At 59.7% G+C, this 5,010-nt stretch carries 7 protein-coding genes; all 7 read right to left on the bottom strand.

Annotated features, from left to right (window positions below; translation table 11 throughout):
- Window positions 1-224: NADH-quinone oxidoreductase subunit H (locus L0H65_RS14355; protein ID WP_301459732.1), on the bottom strand; the 224-nt coding region annotated here is incomplete at its 3' end.
- 46 nt (window positions 225-270) lie between these two features.
- A complete protein-coding gene (locus L0H65_RS14350; RefSeq protein WP_301459731.1) occupies window positions 271-681 on the bottom strand; it encodes a hypothetical protein in 411 nt (136 codons plus the stop codon).
- Between the two features lie 3 nt (window positions 682-684).
- Window positions 685-2,706 (bottom strand): NADH-quinone oxidoreductase subunit NuoG, encoded by a 2,022-nt coding sequence (gene nuoG, locus L0H65_RS14345; protein ID WP_301459730.1) that lies wholly within the window; start codon window positions 2,704-2,706, stop codon window positions 685-687.
- A gap of 96 nt (window positions 2,707-2,802) precedes the next feature.
- Complete coding sequence (locus L0H65_RS14340) at window positions 2,803-3,096, bottom strand: hypothetical protein (RefSeq protein WP_301459729.1); 294 nt, start codon at window positions 3,094-3,096, stop codon at window positions 2,803-2,805.
- The gene (locus L0H65_RS14335) at window positions 3,093-3,452 is read right to left on the bottom strand and encodes a hypothetical protein (RefSeq protein WP_301459728.1); all 360 of its coding nucleotides are present in this window, start codon (window positions 3,450-3,452) and stop codon (window positions 3,093-3,095) included. The genes L0H65_RS14340 and L0H65_RS14335 overlap by 4 nt, the downstream gene beginning before the upstream one ends.
- Window positions 3,449-4,744 carry an NADH-quinone oxidoreductase subunit NuoF gene (nuoF, locus tag L0H65_RS14330; RefSeq protein ID WP_301459727.1) on the bottom strand — a complete coding sequence of 432 codons (1,296 nt, stop codon included), beginning with the start codon at window positions 4,742-4,744 and terminating at the stop codon, window positions 3,449-3,451. The genes L0H65_RS14335 and nuoF overlap by 4 nt, the downstream gene beginning before the upstream one ends.
- 9 nt (window positions 4,745-4,753) lie before the next feature.
- A partial coding sequence (locus L0H65_RS14325; RefSeq protein WP_367652002.1) for a DUF5337 domain-containing protein occupies window positions 4,754-5,010 on the bottom strand: 257 nt, incomplete at its 5' end.

Here is a 5,010-nt window from a genome sequence, read left to right as displayed (position 1 = left end):
ACAACGATCTCCTTGACGACATATTTCAGCGCATCCGCAACCGATTGCAGAACGCCCCAAGCCCCCACCACGTTCGGCCCGCGCCGCATCTGTACGGCGGCCCAAACCTTGCGGTCGCCATAGACAAGAAACAGCAGAGAGATCATCACAAAGGCGATGACCAGAAGGCTCTGCGCGACGATCAGCAACGTGATCCCCAATCCGGTTTGCAGAAAATCAGACATATCGCCTCTTATCCCCTAGCCGCAGTTTTTATCGTCAGATCAGTCATCATATCGTCGGTATCCCTTGCGCACCGCAATCGCGCACCGTCACTTCGGCGTCAATCGTTGCGACCCCGCGCGGCAATGCCGCCGAGATGGTGTAAACCGCATCCCCGCGCCAATTACCACCGCTTTGTGAAACAGTGGTCCGCACATGGCGGGCAAAACCAAAGCCCCGGATCAACGCATATTGCGCGGCTGCACATCGCCCATACGCCTCCACATCCGCCTGATCCCGTGCGCCTTTCATGGCGACATGGAAATTCACCAGATCACCATCGAGAAGCACGGTCTGGATGCCACTGTAGGTTGGGTTGAACGGCTTTTCCTCGGCCACTTTTCCATCTGCCTGCGGCACGCAAGCCGACAACCCGGCCAAGGCCAGTGCTGAAAGGAAAAAGGGCGCGCGCTGTTGCATCATCTACTCCGCTGCGACGGGCTTTTCCGCCCGTGCTTTGGCAATTGCCGAAAGTTCACCCATCAGCGCGGAGGCCCGCGCGATGGGGTTGGTCAGATAGTAATCCTTGACTGCAACACGAAAACTGGCGTTGGCCGGATCGCGCAGCGGGATCCGCTGCCAGACATTTTCGGGAACCTCGTCAATCGCGCCCAGATGCGGCACCTCCGAAATCAACGCACGGCGCAGCGCAGCCAGACTGTCCCACGGCAACGCCGCACCCAATTCCGCCGACAAAGCCCGCAGGATCGCCCAGTTTTCCTTGGCCTGTCCCGGCGCAAACCCTGCGCGCGCCGCCAGTTGCGGGCGGCCTTCGGTATTGACGAACAGCCCCGATTCCTCGGTATAGGCCGCCCCCGGAAGAATGATATCGGCCCGATGTGCGCCACGGTCACCGTGCGAGCCTTGATAGATCACGAATGGCCCTGCCCCGATCTCCACCTCATCCGCGCCAAGGTTATAAACCACTTCGACCCCATCCAAAGCCGCCGAGATGCCGCCATCGGTGACAGCCCCCACATCCATCGCACCGACGCGACCCGCCGCTGTGTGCAAGATCAGCAGCTTGCTGTCCGACGCTTCCGCCATCTTCATCGCTTGGGAAAGCACCGCCTCGCCATCCGCCTCATTCAACGCCCCCATGCCGACGATGATGATCGACGGATTGGCTTTGATTTCATCGGTACAGGCCGCCCCTGCGAGCTTGGTCAACGCCGCACGGTCCGCGCCCTTGTGGGTGTAATCATACGTCAAATCCACCGCCGCGCCGACCAGATCGACGTTGCAACCATTGGTCCAGGCCTTGCGGATACGCGCGTTCAGCACCGGGCTTTCGAGGCGCGGATTGGTCCCGATCAGCAGAATGTATTTCGCCGCGTCGATATCCTCGATCCGCGCGGTTCCGACGTAACCACCGCGATTGCCCGCAGGCAGTTTCGCGCCATCGGTGCGGCATTCAACATGCCCCCCCAAGCCTTCAACCAGGGATTTGAGACCGTAAGCCGCTTCCACCGGTGCCAGATCGCCAACCAGACCGGCCAGTTTCTTGCCCTTCATCGCCGCAGCCGCCGCTTTCAACGCCTCATCCCAACCGGCTTTACGCAGCTTGCCATTCTCACGGATGTAGGGCGTATCAAGCCGCTGGTTGCGCAACCCGTCCCAAATGAAGCGGGTCTTGTCGGAAATCCACTCCTCATTCACGCCGTCATGGTTGCGCGGCAGGATGCGCATAACTTCGCGGCCCTTGGTATCCACCCGGATATTGCTGCCAAGCGCATCCATCACGTCGATGGTTTCAGTCTTGGTCAATTCCCACGGGCGGGCTGTGAAGGCATAGGGCTTGGAGGTCAGTGCGCCCACCGGGCACAGATCAATGATGTTGCCTTGCAGGTTGCTGTCGAGCGTCGCGCCGAGATAGGTGGTGATTTCCGTGTCTTCGCCACGGCCAATCGCACCCATTTCCGGGACGCCTGCCACTTCCGTGATGAACCGGACGCAGCGCGTGCACTGGATGCAGCGGGTCATCACCGTCTTGACCAATGGGCCCATATATTTGTCTTCAACGGCGCGCTTGTTCTCGTGATAACGCGAGGAATCCATGCCGAACGCCATCGCCTGGTCCTGCAGGTCGCATTCGCCGCCCTGATCGCAAATCGGGCAATCGAGTGGGTGGTTGATCAGCAGGAATTCCATCACGCCTTCGCGGGCTTTCTTGACCATGGGGGAGTTGGTCTTGACCACAGGTGCCTGACCCTCCGGACCGGGGCGCAAATCCTTGACCTGCATCGCGCAAGAGGCTGTCGGCTTCGGCGGGCCGCCCACCACTTCGACCAGACACATCCGGCAGTTGCCCGCAATCGTCAGGCGTTCATGGTAACAAAAGCGCGGAATTTCGATCCCTGCCACTTCCGCTGCCTGAATCAGCGTCATTGCGCCTTCAACCTCGACTTCAATGCCGTCGATGATGATTTTCTTGAGGTTGGACATGCCTTTACTCCGCCATCCGCTGTACGGTCGCCGGAACTTCCCGGCCCGCGCTGTTCATTTCCGGCTTCACGCCAGCGTTGATTTCCTTAGGGTAGTTCATGCGCAACCCTCCACGATCAACCAGCTTTCACCCTGAAACCGATCCCGGATCGAGGTTTTTGCCCGACCGTTGCAGAACTGATCCGCCGCGCGCCGCGCCTCCTGCCCTTCCCAGTTCGCGAAGGGCCGTCCGATCCGGGAAACCGAGACCGCACCCGATCCACGCTTGGACACGGTGTAGCTTACGCCGTCCAACACAATCGGCCCGCGCGCAGCCTGCGGCGGCGAGGAGACGCAGCCAGCAAGAGCCGCGGCCGACAAAACTGCGATGGGGCGCAGACAAGGACTCACTGGCAAAGCCCTCCAAATTGATATTCATTCGTTTTATTGAAGTGATGAACGTAATCCGTATCCCAGGCTTTCGGGTCCACCGCGATTTTGCAGAATGCGCCCATTGCGCGAATGGCCATGTCCTGATCTTTCGCACCCGCGACAACCACAGCTTTGTCATGGTCGATAACCTTGAAGACCGGTTTGCCGTCAGGGGTCGTCATGAGGCCGTAGACATCCATATCAGCTTCTTGGCGCACAGACATTTGCGCACCATCTATTGTGACCAGCTGAGCAGCGGCACCCAACGGCGCGTTTGATGTCACACAGCCAGTGAGCAAAACCACCCAGAAAAAGGCAAGTCTATGCAGAGTCATTCCGCCGCCATCGCCCCCATGCGCCCGGTTTTCTGCGCTTTGATCCGGTCCTCGATCTCCTCGCGGAAATGCCGCACAAGGCCCTGAATCGGCCAGGCCGCCGCATCACCAAGCGCACAGATGGTGTGACCCTCGACCTGCTTGGTCACATCGAGCAGCATGTCGATTTCCTCAACCTCCGCCTCCCCGCGCACCAGACGGTCCATCACCCGCATCATCCAGCCAGTACCTTCACGGCAGGGGGTGCATTGGCCGCAGGATTCGTGTTTGTAGAACGCCGACAGCCGCCAGATCGCCTTGATGACATCGGTGGATTGGTCCATCACGATCACCGCTGCGGTGCCAAGGCCCGACTTCTGCTCACGCAACCAGTCGAAATCCATGATCGCCTCATCGCATTGCGCGGCGTTCAGCAGCGGCACCGAAGACCCGCCGGGGATCACCGCCTTGATGTTCTTCCAACCGCCACGCACGCCGCCGCAATGCCGGTCCAGCAATTCGCGCAGCGGAATCGACATCGCCTCTTCCACGACACACGGATTCATCACATGGCCGGAGATGCCAAAGAGCTTGGTTCCTGCATTATTCGGACGCCCGAATGAGGCAAACCAATCCGCACCGCGCCGCAGGATCGTCGGCACAACGGCAATGGATTCCACATTGTTCACGGTGGTCGGGCAGCCATAAAGCCCCGCTCCGGCCGGGAACGGCGGTTTCATCCGCGGCATCCCCTTCTTGCCCTCAAGGCTTTCGAGCAAGGCCGTTTCCTCACCGCAGATATAGGCACCGGCACCATGGGCCAGATAGCAATCGAAATCCCATCCCGAACCGGCAGCATTCTTGCCCAACAGTCCCGCGTCATAACATTCGTCAATCGCGGCCTGAAGCGCCTCTTTCTCGCGGATATACTCGCCACGGATATAGATGTAGCACGCATGCGCCCCCATCGCGAACGAGGCAATCAATGCACCCTCGACCAGCGTATGCGGGTCATGGCGCATGATTTCGCGGTCCTTGCAGGTGCCGGGTTCTGACTCGTCGGCATTGATCACCAGATAAGCCGGGCGGCCATCAGATTCCTTCGGCATGAACGACCATTTCAACCCGGTCGGAAACCCCGCCCCACCACGACCGCGCAGGCCGGAGGCCTTGATCTGATCGACCAGCCAGCCCCGCCCCTGCGCGATGAAACCGGCGGTGCCGTCCCAGTGGCCACGCTTTTTCGCGCCAGCAAGGGAGCGATCATGCATCCCGTAAAGATTGGTAAAGATCCGGTCCTGATCTTTCAGCATTTCATGCCCTCAATTATTCTCTGCGTCGGATCTGTTCCGCCGCCAGATCCGATAGGTTACAATCATTGTCCACAGGAAGGCCGCCAAAGCGGCAAGATCAAACAGGAAGACAAAGCGCGTTTCCCAGCCGAAATGACCGCCGAGCCATTGCGCGCCCATCCACAGAAAGACCGTGCTGCCAAGCACAATCGCGACCAGACGCTGCTGGCGCGCGCTTTCAATCTGCTTCTGGGTCAGTTTGCGTTGCATCGCCTTCAATAAACCTC

Source organism: Pseudorhodobacter sp., assembly GCF_030452865.1.
Classification (GTDB): domain Bacteria; phylum Pseudomonadota; class Alphaproteobacteria; order Rhodobacterales; family Rhodobacteraceae; genus Pseudorhodobacter.
The sequence above is the reverse complement of the archived record's forward strand: the minus strand, read 5'-3'. Positions and strand labels throughout refer to the sequence as shown.

Coding starts and splice junctions, on each gene's coding strand:
- L0H65_RS14350 (WP_301459731.1), bottom strand. CDS start 681: ATGCAACAGCGCGCGCCCTTTTTCCTTTCAGCACTGGCCTTGGCCGGG.
- nuoG (WP_301459730.1), bottom strand. CDS start 2,706: ATGTCCAACCTCAAGAAAATCATCATCGACGGCATTGAAGTCGAGGTT.
- L0H65_RS14335 (WP_301459728.1), bottom strand. CDS start 3,452: ATGACTCTGCATAGACTTGCCTTTTTCTGGGTGGTTTTGCTCACTGGC.
- nuoF (WP_301459727.1), bottom strand. CDS start 4,744: ATGCTGAAAGATCAGGACCGGATCTTTACCAATCTTTACGGGATGCAT.